The sequence below is a fragment of the Acidiplasma aeolicum genome (genome assembly GCF_001402945.1).
Classification (GTDB): Archaea; Thermoplasmatota; Thermoplasmata; order Thermoplasmatales; family Thermoplasmataceae; genus Acidiplasma; species Acidiplasma aeolicum.
Window position 1 is genome coordinate 1 of sequence record NZ_LKBG01000051.1, and the last position, 3,610, is coordinate 3,610.

The following is a 3,610-nucleotide window of genomic DNA, read 5'->3' on the forward strand; positions in this document are numbered from 1 at the left end:
TCCATTCGATGAGAAATTGGCCTTAGAATATGAGAATAAGGAAAAAGAAATAGAGGATAAAATAGAGAAATCCAATATAATACCGGGAATTGCAAAAAAGATGATAGAGAATGCACCGGAATCGTTTAAATCTAAATTAATTGAGAATGTTTTGGAGGAAATATTAAAGGATCCAGAGATGTTAAAGAAATTCAGGAATGAGGTAAATGGAAAATAAACATATATTGGTTCCTTATAAATCCATAAATAAAATAAAAGGACCAAAAATTAAATAGTTTTTATGTTATATATGTAATACATGGAATACACTGTTATAATAACAAGGGATGAGGATGGTTATTACGTTGTTAATGTACCTGCACTTCCAGGATGCTTTACCCAGGGAAAAACAAAAAAAGAGGCATTAGAAAACATAAAAGAGGCCATTATAGCATATATTGAATCATTGAAAAAACACAATGAAAAAATACCAAGGGACAATGCAGAGGAGATAAATGTAAATGCCTAAGCTTCAGTATTATCAGGCCGTGATGTTATAAAGGCCTTGTCTAAAATAGGTTATAGTTTTGACCATCAAACAGGCAGCCATGTTATTTTGATTAATGAACAAAATAAGAGGATAACAGCTCCATTGCATGATGAAATAGGAAAGGGATTATTAAAGGCAATATTAAAACAGGCCGGCATATCAATGGATGAATTTTCAAAACTTCTTAAATAATTATTGTTACTATAAAATAATCTCATAATCATCTTTGGAATTCAATGCCTTTTTCCTGGACTATATTCGATCGATGGGAGGGGACAAAATAAATTTGTTATAACATGATTTAGCATTGGAATTTGAAAATAAGGAAAAACAGATTGAGGCCACAATAGAAAAATCTAATATAATACCAGGAATAGCAAAGAAGATGATAGAGAATGCACCGGAATCATTTAAATATAAATTAATTGAAAATGTTCTTGAGGAAATATTAAAGGATCCAGAGATGTTAAATAGATTCAGGAATGAATTGAAATAAATATATATCCGAAATTGCTTTAATCGTATGGCAAATACAAAATATCATAATTTGCATCTTGGAAAAACTTACCATATAATTAATAAAAATGATTGCAGGTACACAATCAAATCTGGGAATGCAACTATGGATGATTATACATTAAATGATTTTTATAATGATTCTTTATATGACAATTATCTTGTTGTTGTTAAAACAGAAAAGAATATTCCTGTAGGTGTAATTGAAATTATTATGGATGAAAAGTTTACTATAGAGATGATTGAAGTAGATGTAACAAGGCAGGGGACAGGCACCGGCACAAGCATGATGATAAAAGCAGAAAGCATAGCAAAACAGCTGAATTTTAAGGAAATCTATCTTGAGGCTGTGGAGAATAAGGTAGAATTTTATAAAAGCCGTGGTTTTGAGATTTATGCTGATCCTTGTTACGATGAGGACTGGGGTTTGTTGTTTCCAATGAAAAAGAAGATAGATGATAATATTTAAATAATATCATTGGATGTAATACTGTGGTAGGAATAAAAAAAATATCCATATCAATAAATGAAGAGCTTAAAAACGCAATAGATGTTTTAGCCGATGGTGAGGGTATAAGCAGGTCCAGGCTTATAGAATCTATTTTAAACAATGATAAGAATATTAAAATGACAATAAATTCAATGAGGGCAGATACTGCTTCCGGAGTTTATGCAGTTCCATCCAAAAAGACTGTGAAAGAATAATTTTATAAAAAATTTAACAGATAATTTATAGAAATCAATACTTACCAGAATTAATGCCCAAGATTTCATATATAGCTTTTTTAAGTTTTTCATCTGTAATGTTTTTATCTATTTTTTCTTTATCCGCTTTTGTTAAATTGTATTTTTTAATAAGATACTCTGCAGCTGAATAGTTGCGAAATAAGGACTCTTTTATAATTACAGATAATGGCTCTTTTGTTTCTGATGAAATCATAATAAATTATCTTATGTCTATATATAAATTTTCGCATATTTTTATAATCATAGTTTTATAATAAATCAAGCTATATTCAGTATTTTGTATATCGCATCTTTAATGCCTGGATCCATCTTCATGCCTTCTATTTTGTCCTTATCCCTGCTTGTAAGGCCATACTGTTTAATGATAGTATATGCCAGGCTATAATCAACGTAAAACGTTTCCTTGAATCTTAATGAATTCATAAGAATACATCTGAAAGTATCATATAAATTTCACTGCTTATAATAGAAGGATGAAATAGGAAAATAAGGGATCTAACCAAGTTAAGAGGTATGCTTTAGATCTAATATCTGGTACATTCCTTATTTCCGCAATCGAATCTCTCAAAAATTAATTTAATTTTCTCCTAATATACTCCCTGATCTTTATGTTGCTATTTGTTTTGTGGAAATAATACCTTAAGGCCTTCTAAATATATACGTTTATTTGTAAAATTTAGATACGTTATAAAGGAGTTTTAAAGATTGAAAGATGTTTTAGGTAGAATTATACCACTAAGTGCTTTCATTTTCAAAAGTATATAAAGAAAATACTTTTTCTATCAAAAACATAAGTAATCGGTTTATAATATTCATTTAATAATGATTCCATGCTGAGATTATCTGTTATAAATATATCCATTTGTTATATAAATCTTTATTGAACGGTTTTAAAATTTTGGAATGTAAAATGAGGAAATTTATGATATTGCAAAGTTTTTTATGCCTATAAATTATGCTATCATTTATAATGGAAAATAATAAATTCGAGCATGAGATAAGTTTGTTTTATAATGAATTGATTAACAGTAAAAAGGAATATTTACAATTATTTTCTAAACTTCAAATTCAGATAGAGGGATGGTTTAGAGGAGAATTAATGAAATATTTTGATGGCAATGTTCATGAATTGACTAATAAGAATAGAGAGGTAAAAATACCTAATCAAGAACCAGGAAAGAGAAAAAAAGCAGACTTTAAAATAAAATTAAATGGGGATTGTTGCTGGATCGAATTAAAGCATCTTTTAATAGGCAATCAAATAAATAAATAAAATTCCTTTAAACTTGACTTTTATTTCAAGAATTATAATTCTTCTTCTATTGTAAACGATATTGACAAACTAAAGAGTGCAAAACCAGACCCTGCATATATTGTGGCTTTTGTTTCAGCAAACGATGGTTCCATAACCAGCAGGGATGATTTAATAAGCATGCTTGATAGCCTTCCAGAAGAATGCAATAAAAGTACTGATAAAATAGCGGTGGATTTTGATAATGATAGTAGGTTCGGATATTTCATTTTAAATTGAGAACTTAAAATAATAAAATTTGCTTGGCCCTCTGAGTTTAATACTAGGTTCCGCTAAACTCATCAAAAGCAATTAAGAGTTTGTTTATGTATTCTTCCGGTTCTTTTTCTATACCTATCTGACCCTTAATGCCATAATCTCTTTGGCCCCAATATGGTGGAGATGTTATAGCAAGGTCTATTGAATTGCTTGGAATTCTTTTTAACTGTTCTATAACATCTCCGATTAATTATATTCTTCCGGTTCTTTTTCTATACCTATCTGACCCTTAATGCCATAATCTCTTT

9 protein-coding genes and 1 pseudogene are annotated in these 3,610 nt (G+C 29.1%); 7 read left to right on the plus strand and 3 right to left on the minus strand.

The features are described from left to right. The 6 genes and pseudogenes from AOG54_RS01800 to AOG54_RS01825 form a co-directional block, all read left to right on the plus strand. Window positions 1–217, plus strand: a pseudogene (locus tag AOG54_RS01800) (integrase); the annotation flags it as partial. An 81-nt stretch (window positions 218–298) separates the two neighbouring features. Beyond that, the gene (locus tag AOG54_RS01805; protein WP_054964076.1) at window positions 299–508 is read left to right on the plus strand and encodes a type II toxin-antitoxin system HicB family antitoxin; all 210 of its coding nucleotides are present in this window, start codon (window positions 299–301) and stop codon (window positions 506–508) included. Window positions 509–535: 27 nt separating this feature from the next. Then, the gene (locus AOG54_RS01810) at window positions 536–721 is read left to right on the plus strand and encodes a type II toxin-antitoxin system HicA family toxin (RefSeq protein WP_054964077.1); all 186 of its coding nucleotides are present in this window, start codon (window positions 536–538) and stop codon (window positions 719–721) included. A 115-nt stretch (window positions 722–836) separates the two neighbouring features. Continuing rightward, window positions 837–1,025 (plus strand): hypothetical protein, encoded by a 189-nt coding sequence (locus AOG54_RS01815; RefSeq protein WP_055032332.1) that lies wholly within the window; start codon window positions 837–839, stop codon window positions 1,023–1,025. Between the two features lie 27 nt (window positions 1,026–1,052). Further along, complete coding sequence (locus AOG54_RS01820; RefSeq protein ID WP_048101440.1) at window positions 1,053–1,514, plus strand: GNAT family N-acetyltransferase; 462 nt, start codon at window positions 1,053–1,055, stop codon at window positions 1,512–1,514. A gap of 23 nt (window positions 1,515–1,537) precedes the next feature. After that, entirely contained in the window at window positions 1,538–1,750 is a 213-nt protein-coding gene (locus tag AOG54_RS01825; RefSeq protein ID WP_048101441.1) for a ribbon-helix-helix protein, CopG family, read from the plus strand. Between the two features lie 34 nt (window positions 1,751–1,784). Here AOG54_RS01825 and AOG54_RS01830 read toward each other — a convergent pair whose 3' ends face one another. After that, window positions 1,785–1,985, minus strand: a complete 201-nt coding sequence (locus AOG54_RS01830; RefSeq protein WP_048101442.1) for a hypothetical protein — start codon at window positions 1,983–1,985, stop codon at window positions 1,785–1,787. 65 nt (window positions 1,986–2,050) lie between these two features. Further along, entirely contained in the window at window positions 2,051–2,215 is a 165-nt protein-coding gene (locus AOG54_RS10015) for a hypothetical protein (RefSeq protein ID WP_169749846.1), read from the minus strand. Between the two features lie 547 nt (window positions 2,216–2,762). Here AOG54_RS10015 and AOG54_RS01835 point away from each other — a divergent pair. Beyond that, window positions 2,763–3,065, plus strand: coding sequence for a hypothetical protein (locus tag AOG54_RS01835; RefSeq protein ID WP_048101443.1), 303 nt, complete (start codon window positions 2,763–2,765; stop codon window positions 3,063–3,065). Window positions 3,066–3,097: 32 nt separating this feature from the next. On the opposite strand, the gene AOG54_RS09650 is transcribed toward AOG54_RS01835, so the two are convergent. Further along, window positions 3,098–3,313, minus strand: coding sequence for a hypothetical protein (locus AOG54_RS09650; protein ID WP_156150296.1), 216 nt, complete (start codon window positions 3,311–3,313; stop codon window positions 3,098–3,100). Between the last annotated feature and the right edge of the window lie 297 nt (window positions 3,314–3,610).